Below are 17686 nucleotides of genomic sequence, written 5' to 3' on the forward strand. Positions count from 1 at the left end.
AAGATGAGATCTCACTGGGACCTTGAGTCCCCTGAAGGGCCGTCGAAGACTACGACGTTGATAGGTTGGGTGTGTAAGCGCTGTGAGGCGTTGAGCTAACCAATACTAATTGCCCGTGAGGCTTGACCATATAACACCCAAGCAATTTGCTTGCTTCGAGCTGAAAAGCGAAAGAGCACCAGATTGCGGTGTGTGAAGACGCAATGAACCGAAAGTTCGAGAGCAACACACAAATCTATCGCATACCCATTCGCTGGAGCGTGATCTCGCAAGAGAAAACGACCCGGCTACCGAATTTCTTGACGACCATAGAGCATTGGAACCACCTGATCCCATCCCGAACTCAGCAGTGAAACGATGCATCGCCGATGGTAGTGTGGGGTTTCCCCATGTGAGAGTAGGTCATCGTCAAGATTAAATTCCGAAACCCCTATCTGCGTATGCAGGTAGGGGTTTTGTTTTGTCCGCAATAAAAGCGCTGATTCTATGGCGCACAAATTTGCACAGTTATTTTCGTTTCATGACACTAGAATAGGTCCAACTTTTTCGGAGTCAGAGCCTTTTATGCCAGATCCGGTTGACGCCTCAAGGCTGTCAGAATTACCGCTGGACGACTTGGTTGCCTGTCATGAGTGCGATTTACTGATGCGTAAGCCCAAGCTTGCCCATGGCGAGAAAGCCCTGTGCCCGCGATGCGGCTACGAGCTCTATGCCCATAGGCACAATGTGGTGCAACGCAGTCTCGCCTTGGTCATCGCCGCGCTGTTGTTGTACATCCCGGCGAACTTTTTACCCATCATGCAGCTCAATCTACTCGGGCAGTCGTCGCAAGACACCGTCTGGACCGGCGTCGTCGGGTTGTTCGATACCGGCATGCAAGGCGTCTCGGTTGTTGTTTTTCTGTGCAGCATGGGAATTCCGCTGCTCAAGTTGCTGTGCCAACTGGCCGTGCTGCTGAGTATTCGATTCGATATCGGCCGTAGTTACGGCTTGCTGCTCTACCGGATTTACCACCATTTACGCGATTGGGGGATGCTCGAGGTCTACCTCATGGGCGTACTGGTGGCGATCGTCAAACTGGCAGATATGGCAGCGATCACTGTCGGTCTTGGCCTCGCCTGCTTTATCAGTTTGTTGTTGGTCCAGGTCTGGTTGGAGGTAGTGATGTCACCTCACCAGATTTGGCAGGCTTTATCAGGAGAGGATGCCCATGCGGGCGATTGATGCGGGCATTCTGATTTGCACGGAATGCCATGAGTTGAATAGGCAGGAAGCTGATACCGACGAGCAGGTCTGCACCCGTTGCGGCGCGCTGGTTCACGCACGTCGACCGAATAGCCTCGAGCGTACCTGGGCGTTGCTGGTCACGGCAGCGATTCTCTACATCCCGGCCAATGTATTGCCGATCATGACGGTCAGCTCTCTCGGTCAAGGTGATCCCAGCACTATCATGTCCGGCGTGATCCAACTGGTTCAGCACGGCATGATTCCCATCGCGGCGGTGGTTTTTATCGCCAGTATCCTGGTACCCACGTTCAAATTGGTGGGTATCGCGTTGCTGCTGTTCTCCGTGCAACGCCGCCAGCCACTTTCGGCTCGCCAACGGATCTGGATGTACCGCTTTATCGAGTTCATTGGCCGCTGGTCAATGCTTGATATTTTTGTGATCGCCATTTTGGTGGCGGTCGTGAATTTTGGACGGCTTGCCAGCGTCGAAGCCAATCTTGGCGCCATCGCTTTCGCCAGTGTGGTGATTTTGACGATGCTTGCCGCAGTAACTTTCGATCCCCGACTGATTTGGGATAACACGGAGTCGGACGACGACCATGACTGATTTGCCTACCGCGAAAACCCGACCGGCCTCCAATTGGTCTGCCATCTGGGTGTTGCCCCTGATCGCCCTGATCATCGGCGGCTGGCTTGGCTGGCGTGCCTATAACGAAACCGGCATCGAGATTCAGGTGCGTTTTGAGAGTGGTGAAGGCATTCAAGCCAACAAGACCGAGGTCGTCTACAAAGGCATGTCGGTCGGCAAGGTCAAAACCCTCAAGCTCGACGACGAAGGCGCCTCGAAAGGGGTGATCGCCACTGTCGAGATGAACAAGGACGTGGAGCAATACCTGCGGACGAGCACGCGTTTCTGGCTGGTCAAACCCAGTGTGACCCTGGCCGGTATCACGGGCCTGGAAACGTTGGTCTCCGGTAACTATGTCGCGATCAGCCCAGGCGAAGGTGAACCCACGCGCAAATTCAAGGCATTGGCTGAAGAACCGCCGTTGTCGGACGCCCAGCCTGGCCTTCACCTGACCATCAAAGCGGATCGCCTCGGCTCGCTGAATCGTGGCAGCCCGGTGTTCTACAAGCAGATTCGGGTCGGCCAGATCAAAAGCTACTTGCTGTCCGAAGACCAGAGCACCGTCGAGCTCAAAGTGTTCATCGAACCCACTTACGCCAAGCTGGTGCGCAAACACACGCGTTTCTGGAATGCCAGCGGCATCAGCATCGACGCCAACCTGTCCGGTGTGAAAGTGCGCAGTGAGTCCCTGGCCAGCATTGTCGCCGGTGGCATCGCGTTCGCCACGCCGGAAAACCGCAAAGACAGCCCGGCTACCGATCCGAGTCTGCCGTTCCGTCTCTACGAAGATTTTGATGCCGCCGCGGCCGGTATTCGGGTCAAGGTCAAACTGAGTGATTTCGAAGGCCTGCAGGCGGGTCGCACACCGGTGATGTACAAAGGCATCCAGGTCGGCAATCTGAAAGCTCTCAAGGTCGATCCGGATCTGTCCGGTGCGACCGCTGAACTGACGCTCGATCCACTGGCTGAGGATTATCTGGTTGATGGCACTCAGTTCTGGGTGGTCAAGCCGTCGATTTCCCTCGCAGGTATCACTGGCCTGGAAGCATTGGTCAAAGGTAACTACATCGCCGTGCGTCCGGGTGATAAAGGCGCAGCGCCTCAGCGCGAATTCGTGGCGCGGCCCAAAGCCCCGCCGCTGGACCTGCGTTCGCCGGGCTTGCATCTGGTGTTGTTCACCGAGAACCTGGGGTCGCTGGAAGTCGGCAGCCCGATTCTGTACAAACAGGTCAAGGTCGGTTCGGTTCAGAGCTATCAGTTCTCGCGCACCAAGAAGCAGTTGGTGATCGGTGTGCACATCGAGAAGGAATACGAAGGGCTGGTGAATGCCTCGACACGTTTCTGGAATGCCAGCGGCATTACGCTCACGGGTGGATTGACCGGTGGCATTCAGGTTAAAAGTGAATCACTGCAAAGCCTGATGGCCGGCGGGATTGCCTTCGAAACGCCGGAAGCCAAGGCGCCGCTGCAAAAGAAAATCCCGCGTTTCCGTCTGTTCGCCAGCCATGACGAAGCCAATCAGAAGGGCACGGTGGTCACGATCAAGGTTGATCGCGCCGATGGCTTGCGCAGCGGCACGCCAGTGAGATTCAAAGGCCTGGACGTCGGCAAGATCGAAGACGTCGACCTCACTGATGACCTGCAATCGGTCATGCTCACCGCGCGGATCACCGAAGTGCCCGAGCGTATTGCCCGGGTCGGCAGTCAGTTCTGGGTGGTCAAGCCTGAACTGGGCCTGCTCAAAACCTCGAACCTCGAAACCCTGGTGACCGGCCAGTACATTGAAGTGCAACCCGCGCCGAAGAACCTTGGCCCACAGAAGAACTTTGTGGCGCTGGTCAATCCGCCGGAAATGGCCAAGCAAGAGGCCGGCCTTAGTCTGGTCCTGAGCGCTGCTCGCCGTGGTTCGTTGAAAACCGGTGTGCCGGTGACGTATCGCGAAATCACTGTAGGCAAGGTGACCGGCTATGAGCTGGGCCAGACCGCCGACCGTGTATTGGTGCATATTCTGATCGAGCCGAAATACGCGCCATTGGTGCGCAGCGGCACACGATTCTGGAACACCAGTGGTTTCGGTTTCGATTATGGCTTGTTCAAAGGCGCGACGGTTCGTACTGAATCGCTGGAGACGTTGATTCAGGGCGGCATCGCTTTCGCCACCCCGGATGGGGATCGGATGGGTAATCCGGCGCGGCCCGAGCAGACGTTCCCGTTGTTCGACAAGTTTGAGGATGAATGGCTGACTTGGGCGCCGAAGATTTCACTCGGCAAGTGATTCATTGGTGTCTGGGACGGCGCTTTCGCGGGCAAGCCCGCTCCCACAGGGATTTGCTGTGAACACAGATTTTGTGCTCAACACTAACCATTGTGGGAGCGGGCTTGCCCGCGAAGGGGCCCGAAAGAACGCATAAAAAATCTGCACAAAAAAAGGCCGCGATCCATCTGGATCGCGGCCTTTTTCATGCCTTTCGATTAACGCAACTCAGACCGCATCCAGCTCCGGTTCATCCGCTGCAACGTTTACCACAGCCTTCACCTCATCATGGCGGCGGATGTACTTCCAGTCCGCCTCATCAATGTAGATCCCGTTCGGCCCGCTGCCGCCTTCCAGGTCAATTGCCACACTGGCGCAAACCTGTGGCTTCACGCTCGCCAGAATCGGCACGAAGCCAAGTTGCAGACTGGTTTCCAGCAGCGCGGCCTGGTTCTTCTCGTCGATGTCCGCCGCCTCGTCGAGGTAGTACGGCAGACGCACGCGACCGGCCTGGTCGCGGTCCATCAAGTGCAGCAACAAGTACATGTTGGTCAGCGCCTTGATGGTCATCGTGGTGCCGTTGGACGCGGCGCCGTCGATGTCGGTGTGGATCACGGGTTGGCCGTTGACCTTGGTGATCTCGAACGCCAGTTCGAACAAGTCCTTGAGGCCGAGCTGGTTGTGGTTCGCCGCGACCAGGCGCGCCAGGTATTCCTTGGCCTCTTCGTTCTTGTTGTCCTGATCGGCACTTTGGCTCAGGTCGAACACGGAGAGGGTTTCGCCTTCTTCGTACTGGCCGGCGCTGTGGATGATCTGGTCGATGTGCTTGAGCGCTTCCTTGTTGGGTGCGAGGACGATGCGGAAGCTTTGCAGGTTAGAGACCTGACGTTTGTTGATCTCGCGGTTGAACAACGCCAGTTGGTGCTCGAGGCTGTCGTAGTCGCTGCGAATGTTGCGCAGGGTCCGGGCGATGTCGGTGACCGCCGCACGGCGCGCCTTGCCGAGGGTCAGGGCTTCGTCAGTGCGGTGCGCATAGGCGTTGATCAGCAACTGCAGACGACGCTCCATATCGTCTTCGCTGTCGAACTTGGCCACACCTTTGAGGCGTACCTGAGCGTACAACGCGTCGATCTGACCGTCGCTGCGCAACAGTCCCTGCCAGCTGTCCTGATAGTCATTGAGCAGTGGCAGCAGGTTGTCCATGGAATCGTCGATTGGGTCCATGAACGGTGTACCGAACGGCAGGTCGGCCGGCAACAGCTGACGGCGGCGCAGGGCGTCGTCGAGGGTGCGTTGCTTGGCTTCCATGTCGCCGATCTGCCGGCCGACCAGTTGCAGCTTGGCCGACAGTTGCTGGACGCGTTCGGTGAAGGCGTCGCTGGAGCGCTTCAACTCGTCCTGCGCGGCTTCCATCTGCGCCAACTGCTCAAGCTTGTCATCTTCTTCGGCGCTCAGGGTTTGCGCGCGACGGAAATCTTCCAGGGCCTTCTGCGCATCCAGCACTTGCTGGTACAGCGCTTCGGTCTGGGTCTTGCTCGCCGCGCGGTCGGCGGCCACCGCTTGCTGGGTTTTGAGCTGCTTGAGTTCTTTTTCCAGACGCTCTTTCTGATCGCGCAACGCCGCGCGGTCAGCCAGGGCTTGCAGCGCAGGTGGCTCGATGTGCGAAATGTCGATGGACAGGCCCGGCACTTCGAAGCGTTCGCCTTTGAAACCGTCGAGGATCAGCTCCATGGATTTGACCCACTGACCGTCCTCGTCCAGCGTGATGCCATGCTCGCCCAACGGCAGGCTGAACAGCGCGCTGTTGAACAGACGCATCAAGCGCTCGACGTCCTGCTGCGAGAATTCTTCGCGCAGGCGGGCGTAACTGTTGTTGTCGGCGTGATCGAGTTGTTGTTTGACCGACTTCAGGCGTTTTTCCAGATCGCGCAGGCGCTCTTCCAGATCTTCGGCGCTGAACTGCCGCGATTGGGCCAGCGCACCGGCCAGTTCGTCGTGGGCATCTTTGGCTGCCAACAGTTGCTGCTCAAGCACTTTGACGTCAGTGACCAACGCAAAGCGATGCTTGAGCACCGACAACTCACCGAGCCAGCGCTGGATGCCGGAGATTTCCCGCTCCAGACGCATCAGTTCCTGCGTGCCGCCGCGCTGATCGTTTTGCAGCGCGTCCTGCTCGTTGCGGTAATGCTCGGCCTGAATCGTCAGCTCTTCCTTGCGCGCGCCGGCATAATCCGACCAGGTGCCGAGCAACGAATCGAGCAGCGGCGAGATCCGGTGCAGTTTGCCGCGCAGAATATTGCGCTGGGCAACGCCGGAGGCCAACGCTTCAACCAGCGGGCCGGCGGTGACCAGCGAGTTGTAGTCCTGCTCCATGCGGCGTACATCGCGGAACGCTTCTTCGCACGCGGCGATGTAATCGACACTGCCAGAACGCAGGCTGTGTTCGAAAGCATCGAGGAACAACTGTTTGAGCTTGGCCGCGGTGATTTCGCGCATGTGCAGCAGGTTGATGAACAACGCGCGGAAGGTCTTCAGGCTCTGCTCGCTGGTGGAGCGCAGCGGAATCAGGGTCAGGTCCAGCGGAATCGAGGTGTGGCCGCCGACCAGCAAACGACGCAGTTCATCCGGCTTGAGTTCGTAGGCCTTCAGGCCCTCGCGCTCAAGGTTGGTGAACAGCTCTTTCTGGCGCAGGCACGTATCGTTTTTCTGGTAATGCGCCAGATCCAGCTTACCGGCGTAAGCGAAGAACTGGTGGCCGAAACCACCGCCCGGGCCGCGTCCGACCACGCCGATCACGTGAGGGCCGTGGGGCAGCGAGACTTCGACCAGGATGTAACTGGTGTCCGAAGCGAAGTAGAAACGCCGGGATTGTTCCAGGCTGTACTTGCCGAAACTCATGTCCGACATGCGCGCCAGAATCGGGAACTGCAAGGCGTTGATCGAGGCGGATTTGCCGAGGTTGTTCGCGCCGTAGACCGACAGGGGTTCTTCCAGCGGAAACAGGCCGAGGCTGTAACCGGCGGTGTTCAAAAGGGCGAAGCGGCGGATGCCGTAGCGTTCCTTGCTCATGTGTTGGTCTCCTGTTCTTCGGCAATGGCGCGGGCCATGGCGTCTTCTTCGCTTTCTTCAGCGAAGTCGCTCAAGTCCAGCGGGTCATCGGTTTCCAACAATTTTTCATCGCTGTCGTCGTCGATCAATACCGGAACCGGCAGCGGCAGCACGCTGTGCAGGCTGGCTGCCAGATCGCGGTCCTGCTGGACCGACAGGCAGACATCAAGGAAGCGATGCATGGGCGGCAGGAAGCGGTAGATGCCGTTTTCTTCGCCGGCAAAACCGAGCTGAGTCATGCGGCGCATGATTTTTTCTTCGAGTTCTTCGACGGTCTGCACTTCAGCCTGAATGAACAGGTCGCGGTATTTTTCCAGCAGCGACGGCAATTCATCACGGCCGAGGCTGCCACCGTCAAGCACGGCAACCGGGTCACGGCCCTGATCCGCCAGGTGCTCGACGAGGATGAAGGTGAACAGCGCCAGACGCTGCGCGGTTTTGTTCACCGCTGCGGCGGCAAGGTCCGGCACGAAATAGTAGAAACCCCGGGTGTCGCAGACCAGTTCAAAGCCCAGCGCCTTGAACAGCGTGCGGTACTGGTCCTGGAAGTTCGACAGTTGTGCGTACAGCTCCGGGTCGCGGCGGCTGACGTGGTAGCCCTTGAACAGCTCGCGAAAGATCGGTGCCAGTTGGGACAGTTCGGATAGATCAAGATGCATGTGGGATGCTCGCAGAATCCTCGGCGTTGTCGCTGGCCGAGAGCAGGGCGAAGGAGCGCAGGCTGACCTGGTGCTCATGAGTGTGGTAATCGCGGCGTTCCAGACGCTCGCGTTTGAAGCGTTTCTCCCGCGACAGACGCGAGAACCAGTAGAGCAATTCGTCGGTCGCGCCGTCCGGTTCCTGCTCCAGCAGCCAGATCATCAGGTCCGGCATCGGCAGGGCGTCTTCGCAGCGTTCGAGCATTTCCCGAACCGTGCGTGGCGCGCGCGGTGCTTCGCCTTTCCGGGTCTTGTGGGCCTTGGGGAAACGTGCCGGTTTCGGCTCGAAGCGGGCCAATGCGTAGACGTACGCTTCGACCTGACTGGCACTGCCGAGGAACGTGCTTTGCGGCCGGGTGAACATCGGCATGGCCGCTTGCGGCACTGCATCGAGGCCTTTGCGGCGGATGGCCGACAAGGCCAGTGCCGCGCCACGGGTCACCGCGTTATGCCGGCGCGCTTCTTCACGCAACGGCAGCAGCAGTTCGCGCGCGTGACGCAAAGTCAGCTGGGCGCTGGTCTGCATTTCAAGGATGCGCGCATGTGTACGCAAGAGCATGTCGTCGTCGACCAGGTGGCCAAGGCGTTGCTGCTCGGTGAGCATCTTCAGCAAGACGTTTTCGACCTTGCGCACGCCTTGTTCGAAAGCGCCGTCGGCGTTCACCAACTGAATCATCGGTTCGACGTATTCGTCCCAGGTCGCCAGCACTTCAGCGTACCGCTGACGCAGCGGGATCTGCCGGTCGCTGGTCTTGGCGCGTTCGGCGACCGCCACCAGGGCCTGCTCGTCGTTGGCGAGTTTCTTCAAAACGTCGCGTACGCGCATGTCGAGCAGGCGCAGTTGACGCGCAAGATCGTGACCGTCGCGGATGTCGAAGGCGTCCTGGATGTAACCGGCCAGGCGTTCGAGATGGCGCAGATAGGCTTCGATTTCCAGGCACAGGCCCAGACGGTGCTCGCGGCGCAGGTAGGCGAGGAAGTCGTGGATCTGCGCGTTGAGTTCGAAACGGTTCGGGCTTTTCGCCACGGGAACCAGAATGTCGAGACGGATCCACACGTCCAGCAGGCTGGTGATGTCCTGCGGCGTACTGTCGAGTTGCTGGGCGGCCAATTGCGTGCGCAGTTCGTTGAGGCTCAGTGTGCCTTGGTCGAAGTGCTCGCACAGTGGCTCCAAAAGTGCCCAGTGTTCAGCGAGGGCGCGCAAGACGCGCTTGGGTTCGATCATCGGAATGGCCGGCTGGTTGGCGAATAAAAGCCGCGATTGTACTGCATCGGGACCGGTGCGATTCACTCTCGGGACGGGCTGTCGCCATTTTTCACAGGTGGAAAGACTGTCGGTGAAGGCTATCGATCAACAGCGCGGGCGATCTTGAGCGAAGGGCGGTAGAATCAGCGCACTTTCAGTTATCCACAAGTGGCCGACCTTTGCTTATCGAGTCCCGTCGCCGTGCTTATTTGACCGCCATGCAGGTGGTCAACTGGCTGCCGCGCACCGAATTGCCCTTTGCCGCCCCTTCGCGGCCCGAGCTCCTGGTCATGCCCGAGCCGTTGGTCGTCGCGCCACTGGCACCGGCACCTGTGGCAGATGCGCCGACAGAACCTGTGATCAAACCGGCAGAACGGGTGAAAATCGACGTGCCCCGGCCATCGTTGGCCAGCACCCGCACGAACGCCAAGGTCGAAGAAGAGGTCGCGCCGGTCGTCGCAAAAGTCGCGCAGATTGCGCCACCGCGCTTCTCCCTGCAATTGTTGCGCGCCGGCCGCTGCCTGCTGCTGGTGGAGTTACCCACAGGCGAAGCGTTCCAGACCCGCGACCCCGCGTATTTGTTGCTCAAGGACATGCTTCGCGCCGCCGGGCTGCCGGACAGCCCGCAAATTGTCGGCGAGCCGGTGCGCTGGCCGCTGCTGACCCGGGGCACGATGGATCAGGGCCCGGAAGCCGCTCGCGACTTCGTCCAGGGTTTTCTGTCGGCCCGACTGGAAGATGCACCGTGCGTCTGTGTCTGGCTGATCGGCCTGCCGGCGGTGCGTTTTGCCGGTGAGGCGAATGCCGAAGCCTTCAACCGTGAACTCCAGGTCGAAGGCCTGGGTTCGGTCTGGGCCCTGCCGGGTCTGGAATTATTAATGGAAGAGCCACAGCGTAAGGCTGATGTCTGGCAAGCCATGCGTCGGCTGATGGCGCGCTGGAAAGAATCGAATGAGTGACGCTGTATCGTTTCGCCCGATGACCGAGGCGGACCTGGACGCAGTCCTGAAAATTGAATTCGCCGCGTACAGCCATCCCTGGACCCGCGGGATTTTTCTGGATGGCCTGGGCAAGTATCAGATCTGGTTGATGTTTGAAGGACACCAGCAGGTGGGGCACGGGGTGGTGCAGATCATTCTTGATGAAGCACACCTGCTGAACATCACGGTCAAACCTGAAAATCAGGGCCGTGGCCTTGGGCTGACGCTGTTGGAGCATCTGATGTCGATTGCCTACAAGGCCGAGGCGCGGGAGTGCTTCCTGGAAGTGCGCGACAGCAATCGCTCGGCGTTTCGCTTGTATGAGCGGTATGGCTTTAACGAGATTGGCCGGCGTCGGGATTATTATCCGGCGGTGGGTGGGCGCGAAGACGCCGTGGTCATGGCCTGCACCTTGGTCGATTGAAGACTTCGTAGGAGCTGCCGAAGGCTGCGATCTTTTGATCTTTCCTTGTGTGGAACATACAGATCAAAGGATCGCAGCCTTCGGCAGCTCCTACGGGGAGGACCGGTTAATCAGGTCGATCAGCGATTCCCGTCCAACGGCTGCTGCCGCGCCAATTCTTCCTCATCCAGACCATTACCCCCGCCGATGTCATCTTCATCGACAATACTCAAATCCCAATCGGTCTGGCCACCCTCACCGGCCTCTTTGGCATCGCGCGCACCGTCTTCCCGGATTAATGTTTCCGGACTCATGTCGTCATCGGTGGATTCGTGGTCATCGGTCGAAGCGCCGGTCATGCCGGCCTCACGCACACGCTCGTCAGGCATCAGGCGATCGCGTTCGTCTTCCGGCAATTCGTCACCGATCTTGGCGCTGGGTTGGTCCTCATCAAAATCCAGCTCATGCATAGAACCCATGCGGTCTTCGTTGTCATCGATGGGCTCGGGTTGCACCGCATCGAACGGACGTCGTGAATCAGTCATGGCAATTCCTCATACTGTGGGCCTTACTAGGGTGGACCCACCGAGCTCCTCAGAATTCCGCCGGAATGGAACACCGGTAAACGGCATGATCGGCAAAATGCATCTCGCGCGTGACCTCGACGGACGGTTGTCTGTCAAAGCAGCGCATCATTCTCGAGGCTTCATTGCATGAACGACTTACAAGATCTGATTGATAACAACGAGCGCTGGGCTGACGCGATCACTAAAGAAGATCCTGACTTCTTCGCCAAACTGGCGCGTCAGCAAACGCCGGAATACCTCTGGATCGGCTGCTCCGACGCCCGGGTACCGGCGAACGAAATCGTCGGCATGCTACCCGGCGACCTGTTTGTCCACCGCAACGTCGCCAACGTGGTGCTGCACACTGACCTCAACTGTCTGTCGGTGATTCAGTACGCAGTTGACGTGCTCAAGGTCAAACACATCCTCGTCACTGGCCACTACGGCTGCGGTGGCGTGCGGGCTTCGATGCAGGACCGTCAACTGGGCCTGATCGACGGCTGGTTGCGTTCGATCCGTGACCTCTATTATGAAAAACGCGAAGAACTCGCCCAGTTGCCGACCGAAGAAGAGCGGGTCGACCGCCTCTGCGAGCTCAACGTGATCCAGCAAGTGGCCAACGTCGGCCACACCAGCATTGTGCAAAACGCCTGGCACCGCGGGCAGAAACTGTCGATCCACGGCTGCATCTACGGGATCAAGGATGGTCGCTGGAAAAGCCTGAACGCAACCATCAGTGGCTTCGAGCAGTTGCCGCCGCAGTATCGTTTGCGGCCGGTCGAGAAGTTGTAAAGCGGGTCAGTCGATGCGTCGCCGATGCCAATGTCGGAGAAAACGTTCTCCGCAGGCATTCGGCGACTCGTCATAGCCGAGGATCCAGCCACGGCATTTGGCATCACGGCAACGGCACTCAAACTGCCGAAGCACCTTGTCTTCTGTCGAGGCGAGATCCATCGTCAGTCGATCGCCTTTTTTGATGTCCTGCAGCGACCATATTCGCATCTCACTCAAGTCGAGAAAGACGCTAGGGTCGCAGCAGTGTTTTATCAGACCGAGGAATAGCGGGTCGTAGACATGGATCCCCGTGGCCAGCTGACGAGTGTTCCAGCAGCGGTAAGGCAACAGGTGCCCGGAAACCCGGCAGATTCGGCTCAGGCGCGGGAATTCGCGCAGGGCCATGATCGCCGTTGCGAAGCCTTTGCCGTCGTAGAGGATTTCAAAGTCGGCTTTGGCCGGGAATCCCATGCGTATCGGCAGTTGCCTTGACGGATAGATCCCGTCGAACGGCGGGGGGATGATTTCTGGCTGGGCGTGAGCGCTCATAACAATCCATGTAGGACGAGTGCTGCGACATCCGTCAGCTGACATCCTGTCAGCCCTGCAGCACGTGGGTATGCTTCAAGCCTCTCGCAAAAAAATCCGCCGGTCTACTGTCATAAATGACAGTAGAAACAAGCGCGTTCCCGCGTAAGTCATGTCTCACGTGAGAACCGGTTCATCGTTCTACAGGGCGGGAGCCGGGGTCGCGGGCGCGGGCCCCGGTGCCTTGAGCAGTTTGAGCTGCGGCTTGATCGAGGCCGTCGCGCATTTGGCAGTGGCTTGCCCGAGCGTCAGGTGGCGGATCGAGGTGTAAAACAGCTCGCAGGTTTTTTCCGCCTGGGCCACTTGCCAGGTTTGGGTGCAACTTCTCAATTCAATGTCGGCATTACTGTCCTGTTCGCGGCCCATGGCGGCCTGCCAGCACGCGGCGCTCAAGTCCTGGCCCATGACTTTCAGGCCCGCCGCGTCTGCCTGGGCCTGGGCATCTTTGCCGGTATAGCTGGCCGGGTCGGCGGCGTACCAGATGTAGCTCGGGTGATTGGCACCCAGCACGGGCACCCTCATCCCATCGCTTGGACTGATGCTGACCAGGCCCAGCACATTCACCGTCGGCCCGTATTGCTGCTTGATCCAGTCACGCACCGGCCCGCCGAAAGCGACCATGGGCAGCGCTTCACCGCTGGCATTGCGCGTGAGTTGCTTGACCATGGCGGTCTGATAGTCCTTGAAGTAATCGTAGACACCTGCCAGATCCTTGCCGGCGTTGGAGGGTGCGGCAATCGGTGCGATATCGAGGATGGTCTGATAGCCCGGCGTCTGCTCGGCCGGGATGCCGTTGACAGTCAGCAGCGTGGCCCAACGATCGGTGGTGGCCGACTTCAGGTAGTCCTGAGCCTGGGTCAACGAGTAATCCGGCGGGAAGTGCAGCAACTCGACGCTTCTACGGTTTTCCAGGGCCATGCCCAGTGGCAGGAAAAAGTACCAGCTGTAAGCCCACTTGCCGTCGGCGTTCAGCTTGCTGGCGCCGGAATAGGCCAGATCGCCGGCTTCGAGCAGCGCCGCCAGCGGTTTTTCATAGCTTCGGGGTACGCCGATGATCTCGGCGTAGAGTTGATTGTTATCGGTTTTGACCAACACTTTCGCGTCGCTGTAACCATCACGCTGCACGCTTTGGGTCAGGTAATGCTCGACGGTCTGCTCCAGTGTCCAGTTGCGAAAGCAGATGACGTTGCAATTGTTCGGGTAGGCAAACAGTCGGCTGACGCGTTCAGTGCTGCCCAGTTTCAGGCCGATATCGGCATGGGCGGCTGCACTGAGAGTGAGTGCTGCGAGGGTGAGTGCTGCGAGTTTGAACATGCTCAGATCCTTTTCAGCGTGGTCCCGATGAGGGGAGAACGCTTCATAGTGGATCAGCGGCGCCACTCAGAAAAGTGGCAATACGCCCTTTTTTATCGCACTTACACGTTGTTCTTGCCGGGTTCGGGAGTAGAGCCGGCCCTCGACTAACTGTCTGCGAGCCGGACGGGCATTTTCGTTTACAAAAGTTTCAACGCCAGAAGCGTGCCCGCGCGCAAATACTCAACTTGCGCGATGACAGCATCTTTAACGATGGCCTCTGCGGTATCGGTCAGCTTGGCTTTTTTGGCATCAATGATGGACGTCTGCATCAACTGCATCGCGACATCCATCGCTTTTTGAAGGGCGGTCAGATTGTTGTGCAATCCAAACTCACCAACGACTGCATCCATGCGGCGGTCCGCGTCATCACGCAGATGAGTGTATTCAACGACGGAAACCCTGCCGTCCTGGTACGTTTCGTTAATCAGTTCTTCCAGCGATTTCGATAAATAAGACATGTGCAAGTTCATCCTTGGTCAGTGCTGTTTGACTTAAAAGTGTGTGTGCTTTGAGAGTCTACTGAGTGACCCAAGGGTTGGAGATAGGACCCTGCCGGGATTTATGTCAGGCGCAATCGAGCCTGTCCGTAGGACAAATCAGAGTGGAGTGATGGTCTGCTTCAAGCGGTGAGCAGTTGAAGCTCGTTTGGCGTGAGCGGATTGCACCTGCCTCCCGGCAGGTGCAATCAGTGTGTTACGGCATCACCGGCGGCGTATACGTCAGCGTCGTCCCCAACGCCCACAACAGAAACAGCACCAGCGGCGTGTGCACCAGCAGTTGTACGAACGAGAAGCCGATCAAGTCCCGAGCCTTCAGCCCCAGCACACCCAACAACGGCAGCATGTAGAACGGGTTGATCAGGTTCGGCAAGGCTTCGGCGGCGTTGTAGATCTGTACGGCCCAGCCCAAGTGGTAATTGAGGTCAGTGGCCACTTGCATCACATACGGTGCTTCGATGATCCACTTGCCGCCACCCGACGGAATGAAGAAGCCGAGGATCGCCGAGTACACGCCCATCAACAGCGCGTAGGTATCGTGGGACGCGATCTGTACGAAAAAGGTCGAGATGTGGTGCGCCAGGGTCTGCGCGTCGGTGCCTTTGACCGTGGTCATCAGCGCGGCGATCGAGCCGTATAACGGGAACTGGATCAGCACGCCGGTGGTGGTCGGCACTGCACGGGACACTGCATCCAGGAAGCTGCGCGGGCGCCAGTGCAGCAGGGCGCCGAGCATGATGAACAGAAAGTTATAGGTGTTCAGCCCGGAAATCGCACTGATCGCCGGTTTGGTCGAGAACTCGTGGAACAGCCACCCGGCCGCCAACAGCACCAGCAAAATGGTCAGCAGCGGACTGTGCTCGAGCCATTCGCCGGGGCGGGTGCGCGGTTGCAGCGGCGGCAGGTTGAAGCTCGGGTCAATGCCGCAGGCTTTGGCGTCGCGGGCCGAGTTCGGGCCGGGTGCGGTGGCGTAGGCAATGATCAGCGAGATCACGATCAGCGCCAGCAACATCACCCCGGACTGCCAGAGAAAGATGGTCTGGGTGAACGGAATCACACCGGTGATCGACAGAATCGAGGGCGGCAGGCTGGCCGGGTTGGCCTGCAATTGCGCGGCGGACGATGATAGGCCCAGGGCCCACACGGCGCCAAGGCCCAGATAGGCGGCGGCCCCGGCTGCGCGGTAATCCATTTTCAGATCGACGCGGCGGGCGAGGGCGCGCACCAGCAAGCCGCCAAACACCAACGACAGGCCCCAGTTCAACAGCGACGCGACCATGGAAATCAGCGCCACCCACGCCACAGCGGAACGGCCGTTCTTCGGGATTCGTGCCAGACGGTCGATCAGTTTCACTGCGGGCGGCGAACTGGCGACCACATAGCCGCCGATCACCACAAACGCCATCTGCATGGTGAACGGGATCAGGCTCCAGAAGCCGTCACCAAAGGCCATGGCGGCGTCGGTGGGTTTGGCGCCCATGAACAACGTTGCCACGGCGACGATGATCACCGCCAGCGCGGCAAACACCCAGGAATCGGGAAACCAGCGTTCGGCAAAACTGGAGCAGCGCAGGGCAAAGCGGGCAGAGCGGGCATCTTCGATATCAGCAGCCACGTGAGTACCTCGATTTTTATGTTTGTTGTGATGGTCAGGGCCTGTAGGAGCGAGCTTGCTCGCGATGGTGGTTAACGGTAACGCGTGTTTACTGGCTAAACGCGGCGCTCTCAAGTCCATCGCGAGCAAGCTCGCTCCTACAATTTTTGATCGGCATTGGCTGCAACGGCCTGCTAGTCAGGTGCCAACAGTAAATCAATCGGTCACGATTTGTGACGAAGTTTTAGCCATTTGGGACTTTGGTCTAACGGGTTGTCCGTGAGCGCGTTTGCGTAGACCATGGGCGCCTTGGTTTTTTGCCCATGCCAGAGTTCTTTTGATGACTGCCCATATCGATTCGCGCCCGGCACCGTTCAGCCGTTCGGACTACAAGACCCTGGGGCTCGCGGCCCTCGGCGGTGCGCTGGAAATCTACGATTTCATCATCTTCGTGTTTTTCGCCCTGACCCTCAGCCAGCTGTTTTTCCCGCCGGAAATGCCCGAGTGGCTGCGTCTGCTGCAAAGCTTCGGGATTTTCGTCACCGGTTATCTGGCACGACCGTTGGGTGGAATTCTGATGGCGCATTTCGCCGACCGGCTGGGGCGCAAGAAAGTCTTCAGCCTGAGCATTCTGATGATGGCGCTGCCATGCCTGCTGATCGGCATCATGCCGACTTACGCCCAGATCGGCTATTTCGCGCCGCTGCTATTGCTGGTCCTGCGCGTTCTACAAGGCGCGGCGGTGGGCGGTGAAGTGCCGAGCGCCTGGGTATTCGTCGCCGAGCACGCGCCGGCAGGGCATCGCGGCTACGCACTGGGTTTCCTCCAGGCCGGACTGACCTTCGGCTACCTGATCGGCGCCCTGACCGCGACTTTTCTGGCGCAAGCATTCACCCCGGCTGAAATCCTCGATTACGCGTGGCGTTACCCGTTCCTGCTGGGCGGCGTGTTTGGCGTGGTGGGTGTCTGGCTACGGCGCTGGCTCAGCGAAACCCCGGTGTTCATGGCCATGCAGGCCAAGCGTGACGACGCTGTCGAATTACCGCTGCGTACGGTTTTGCGGGAACATCGTATGGCCATGCTGCCGGCGATGATCCTCACCTGCGTGCTGACCTCTGCCGTGGTCGTCTTCGTCGTCATCACCCCGACCATGATGCAAAAAACCTTCGGCATGACCGCCAGCTACGCGTTCGCGCTGAGCGCAGTGGGCATCGTTTTCCTGAACATCGGTTGTGTGCTCGCCGGGCTGCTGGTTGATCGCATCGGCGCCTGGCGCACCGTGATGCTGTATAGCTTGCTGCTGCCGCTGGGTATCGGCGTGCTTTATACCTGCCTGATCATTGGCGGTGACTGGATCGGCCTGGCGTACGCGATTGCCGGCCTCGGCTGCGGCGTGGTCGGTGCGGTGCCGTCAGTGATGGTCAGCCTGTTCCCGGCGCGGGTTCGTGTCTCGGGGATTTCCTTCACCTACAACATTGCCTACGCCGCGTGGGCGAGTGTCACACCCTTGTTGCTGATCGGTCTGATGCCGTGGAGTCCGTGGATCTGCGTGATCTTCTGCGCCGTGATGGGCGCGGTGGGTGTAAGCAGTGCGGCGTACTTCGGTGCGCGCATGCCCTACGCAGAAAGCCGAAACGAGGCTCCCTGCACTCAATAGCTGCTGCAGGCCCGATTTAAAGACTTAACGGAGCCGTCCTACACCAATTATCGATTCGTCTGACATCACCGCTGAATAGATCCCAGCAAAGTCCTTGGTCTTGAAATAGA

Annotated in this window: 15 protein-coding genes and 2 rRNA genes; 9 read left to right on the forward strand and 8 right to left on the reverse strand. The window is 59.0% G+C overall.

Annotated elements, in window-relative coordinates:
- The 5 genes from F8N62_RS29360 to F8N62_RS29380 form a co-directional block, all read left to right on the forward strand.
- Nucleotides 1-130: ribosomal RNA gene (locus F8N62_RS29360) — 23S ribosomal RNA — on the forward strand; the annotation flags it as partial.
- 168 nt (nucleotides 131-298) lie between these two features.
- Nucleotides 299-414 (forward strand): 5S ribosomal RNA (gene rrf, locus F8N62_RS29365).
- 150 nt (nucleotides 415-564) lie between these two features.
- On the forward strand, nucleotides 565-1224 hold the full coding sequence (locus F8N62_RS29370) for a paraquat-inducible protein A (protein WP_150713914.1): 660 nt from the start codon (nucleotides 565-567) through the stop codon (nucleotides 1222-1224).
- Nucleotides 1211-1834, forward strand: coding sequence for a paraquat-inducible protein A (locus tag F8N62_RS29375; RefSeq protein WP_150713915.1), 624 nt, complete (start codon nucleotides 1211-1213; stop codon nucleotides 1832-1834). The genes F8N62_RS29370 and F8N62_RS29375 overlap by 14 nt, the downstream gene beginning before the upstream one ends.
- Nucleotides 1827-4130: an intermembrane transport protein PqiB gene (locus F8N62_RS29380; RefSeq protein WP_150713916.1), complete on the forward strand. Its 2304-nt coding sequence runs from the start codon at nucleotides 1827-1829 to the stop codon at nucleotides 4128-4130. The genes F8N62_RS29375 and F8N62_RS29380 overlap by 8 nt, the downstream gene beginning before the upstream one ends.
- 207 nt (nucleotides 4131-4337) lie before the next feature.
- Here the strand turns inward: F8N62_RS29380 and mksF are convergent, their stop codons facing one another.
- The 3 genes from mksF to mksB are packed head-to-tail and all read right to left on the reverse strand — an operon-like array spanning nucleotide 4338 to nucleotide 9140.
- Nucleotides 4338-7178, reverse strand: coding sequence for an Mks condensin complex protein MksF (gene mksF, locus F8N62_RS29385; RefSeq protein WP_150713917.1), 2841 nt, complete (start codon nucleotides 7176-7178; stop codon nucleotides 4338-4340).
- Nucleotides 7175-7876, reverse strand: a complete 702-nt coding sequence (mksE, locus tag F8N62_RS29390; protein ID WP_150713918.1) for an Mks condensin complex protein MksE — start codon at nucleotides 7874-7876, stop codon at nucleotides 7175-7177. The genes mksF and mksE overlap by 4 nt, the downstream gene beginning before the upstream one ends.
- The gene (mksB, locus tag F8N62_RS29395) at nucleotides 7866-9140 is read right to left on the reverse strand and encodes an Mks condensin complex protein MksB (RefSeq protein WP_191632467.1); all 1275 of its coding nucleotides are present in this window, start codon (nucleotides 9138-9140) and stop codon (nucleotides 7866-7868) included. Before mksB ends, mksE begins: the two co-directional genes overlap by 11 nt.
- Nucleotides 9141-9379: 239 nt before the next feature.
- Here mksB and F8N62_RS29400 point away from each other — a divergent pair, with 239 nt between their 5' ends.
- Both F8N62_RS29400 and rimI read left to right on the forward strand, forming a co-directional pair.
- Nucleotides 9380-10120 carry an energy transducer TonB gene (locus F8N62_RS29400; protein WP_150713981.1) on the forward strand — a complete coding sequence of 247 codons (741 nt, stop codon included), beginning with the start codon at nucleotides 9380-9382 and terminating at the stop codon, nucleotides 10118-10120.
- Nucleotides 10113-10565: a ribosomal protein S18-alanine N-acetyltransferase gene (gene rimI / locus F8N62_RS29405; protein WP_150713920.1), complete on the forward strand. Its 453-nt coding sequence runs from the start codon at nucleotides 10113-10115 to the stop codon at nucleotides 10563-10565. The genes F8N62_RS29400 and rimI overlap by 8 nt, the downstream gene beginning before the upstream one ends.
- Before the next feature lie 119 nt (nucleotides 10566-10684).
- Here rimI and F8N62_RS29410 read toward each other — a convergent pair whose 3' ends face one another.
- Nucleotides 10685-11089 (reverse strand): serine kinase/phosphatase, encoded by a 405-nt coding sequence (locus F8N62_RS29410; RefSeq protein ID WP_150713921.1) that lies wholly within the window; start codon nucleotides 11087-11089, stop codon nucleotides 10685-10687.
- A gap of 168 nt (nucleotides 11090-11257) precedes the next feature.
- Here F8N62_RS29410 and can point away from each other — a divergent pair, with 168 nt between their 5' ends.
- Complete coding sequence (gene can, locus F8N62_RS29415) at nucleotides 11258-11902, forward strand: carbonate dehydratase (RefSeq protein WP_150713922.1); 645 nt, start codon at nucleotides 11258-11260, stop codon at nucleotides 11900-11902.
- A gap of 6 nt (nucleotides 11903-11908) precedes the next feature.
- Here can and F8N62_RS29420 read toward each other — a convergent pair whose 3' ends face one another.
- The 4 genes from F8N62_RS29420 to F8N62_RS29435 form a co-directional block, all read right to left on the reverse strand.
- Nucleotides 11909-12433 carry a lysine methyltransferase gene (locus F8N62_RS29420; protein WP_150713923.1) on the reverse strand — a complete coding sequence of 175 codons (525 nt, stop codon included), beginning with the start codon at nucleotides 12431-12433 and terminating at the stop codon, nucleotides 11909-11911.
- 180 nt (nucleotides 12434-12613) lie between these two features.
- Nucleotides 12614-13786: a hypothetical protein gene (locus F8N62_RS29425; protein WP_150713924.1), complete on the reverse strand. Its 1173-nt coding sequence runs from the start codon at nucleotides 13784-13786 to the stop codon at nucleotides 12614-12616.
- Nucleotides 13787-13965: 179 nt separating this feature from the next.
- Nucleotides 13966-14286 (reverse strand): hypothetical protein, encoded by a 321-nt coding sequence (locus F8N62_RS29430; RefSeq protein WP_150713925.1) that lies wholly within the window; start codon nucleotides 14284-14286, stop codon nucleotides 13966-13968.
- 235 nt (nucleotides 14287-14521) lie between these two features.
- Nucleotides 14522-15940, reverse strand: coding sequence for a short-chain fatty acid transporter (locus F8N62_RS29435; RefSeq protein ID WP_150713926.1), 1419 nt, complete (start codon nucleotides 15938-15940; stop codon nucleotides 14522-14524).
- A 319-nt stretch (nucleotides 15941-16259) separates the two neighbouring features.
- Here F8N62_RS29435 and F8N62_RS29445 point away from each other — a divergent pair, with 319 nt between their 5' ends.
- Entirely contained in the window at nucleotides 16260-17576 is a 1317-nt protein-coding gene (locus F8N62_RS29445; RefSeq protein WP_150713928.1) for an MFS transporter, read from the forward strand.
- Nucleotides 17577-17686: the final 110 nt, after the last annotated feature.

The organism is Pseudomonas fluorescens, from assembly GCF_902497785.1.
In the GTDB taxonomy this organism is placed as follows: Bacteria; Pseudomonadota; Gammaproteobacteria; order Pseudomonadales; family Pseudomonadaceae; genus Aquipseudomonas; species Aquipseudomonas fluorescens_BO.

Excerpts from the sequence above, each read along its gene's own strand:
- F8N62_RS29370 (WP_150713914.1), top strand. The coding sequence starts at position 565 with ATGCCAGATCCGGTTGACGCCTCAAGGCTGTCAGAATTACCGCTGGAC.
- F8N62_RS29430 (WP_150713925.1), bottom strand. The coding sequence starts at position 14,286 with ATGTCTTATTTATCGAAATCGCTGGAAGAACTGATTAACGAAACGTAC.
- F8N62_RS29375 (WP_150713915.1), top strand. The coding sequence starts at position 1,211 with ATGCGGGCGATTGATGCGGGCATTCTGATTTGCACGGAATGCCATGAG.
- rimI (WP_150713920.1), top strand. The coding sequence starts at position 10,113 with ATGAGTGACGCTGTATCGTTTCGCCCGATGACCGAGGCGGACCTGGAC.
- mksE (WP_150713918.1), bottom strand. The coding sequence starts at position 7,876 with ATGCATCTTGATCTATCCGAACTGTCCCAACTGGCACCGATCTTTCGC.
- mksB (WP_191632467.1), bottom strand. The coding sequence starts at position 9,140 with ATGATCGAACCCAAGCGCGTCTTGCGCGCCCTCGCTGAACACTGGGCA.
- F8N62_RS29425 (WP_150713924.1), bottom strand. The coding sequence starts at position 13,786 with ATGTTCAAACTCGCAGCACTCACCCTCGCAGCACTCACTCTCAGTGCA.
- F8N62_RS29410 (WP_150713921.1), bottom strand. The coding sequence starts at position 11,089 with ATGACTGATTCACGACGTCCGTTCGATGCGGTGCAACCCGAGCCCATC.
- mksF (WP_150713917.1), bottom strand. The coding sequence starts at position 7,178 with ATGAGCAAGGAACGCTACGGCATCCGCCGCTTCGCCCTTTTGAACACC.
- F8N62_RS29400 (WP_150713981.1), top strand. The coding sequence starts at position 9,380 with ATGCAGGTGGTCAACTGGCTGCCGCGCACCGAATTGCCCTTTGCCGCC.
- F8N62_RS29445 (WP_150713928.1), top strand. The coding sequence starts at position 16,260 with ATGACTGCCCATATCGATTCGCGCCCGGCACCGTTCAGCCGTTCGGAC.
- can (WP_150713922.1), top strand. The coding sequence starts at position 11,258 with ATGAACGACTTACAAGATCTGATTGATAACAACGAGCGCTGGGCTGAC.
- F8N62_RS29420 (WP_150713923.1), bottom strand. The coding sequence starts at position 12,433 with ATGAGCGCTCACGCCCAGCCAGAAATCATCCCCCCGCCGTTCGACGGG.
- F8N62_RS29380 (WP_150713916.1), top strand. The coding sequence starts at position 1,827 with ATGACTGATTTGCCTACCGCGAAAACCCGACCGGCCTCCAATTGGTCT.